Source organism: Xenorhabdus thuongxuanensis (assembly GCF_001908095.1).
In the GTDB taxonomy this organism is placed as follows: domain Bacteria; phylum Pseudomonadota; class Gammaproteobacteria; order Enterobacterales; family Enterobacteriaceae; genus Xenorhabdus; species Xenorhabdus thuongxuanensis.
The window spans coordinates 1-646 of record NZ_MKGR01000108.1; the positions used below are offsets into that span (position 1 = coordinate 1).

Here is a 646-nt window from a genome sequence, read left to right on the forward strand (position 1 = left end):
GGCCGAGCGTTTTCTTGTTGACCCGTTTTCCCCAACCCCCCATGCCCGCATGTACAAAAGCGGTGACCTTGGCCGCTGGCGACCCGATGGCAATATCGAATATCTTGGTCGCAATGATTTTCAGGTCAAACTGCGGGGTTTCCGCATTGAATTGGGGGAAATCGAAACACAGCTTATGCAGTGTCACGGGGTGCGCGAAGCTGTGGTGATTGCCCGCGAAGATGAGCCCGGCCAGAAACGGCTGGTGGCCTATCTGCGGCCGCTGGCTGGCGCTAAACTGGTGCCCGCTGAACTGCGTCAACAACTCGCCCGACATCTGGCCGATTATATGCTGCCCGGTGCATTTGTGATGCTGGAAACCTTCCCACTCACGCCCAATGGCAAACTTAACCGTCAGGCCCTGCCTGCGCCGGATGTTTCTGCCGTAGTGACGCGCAGCTATGAAGCGCCCGTCGGTGACATAGAAACTGCGTTGGTACAAATCTGGCAAGACTTATTGGGGCTGGAACGTGTTGGCCGTCATGATCATTTCTTTGAGCTGGGCGGGCACTCCCTGCTGGCTGTCCAGCTTGTCGCCCGTACCCGTCAGGTATTGGCGCGGGAGTTACCGTTACAAACCCTGTTTGCTCAGCCGATCCTGATGGCG

General features: G+C 57.4%; 1 protein-coding gene. It reads left to right on the forward strand.

Annotation, left to right across the window (positions count from 1 at the left end; translation table 11 throughout):
• On the forward strand, nt 1-646 hold a 646-nt coding region (locus Xentx_RS18270; RefSeq protein WP_139292555.1), incomplete at both ends, for an AMP-binding enzyme.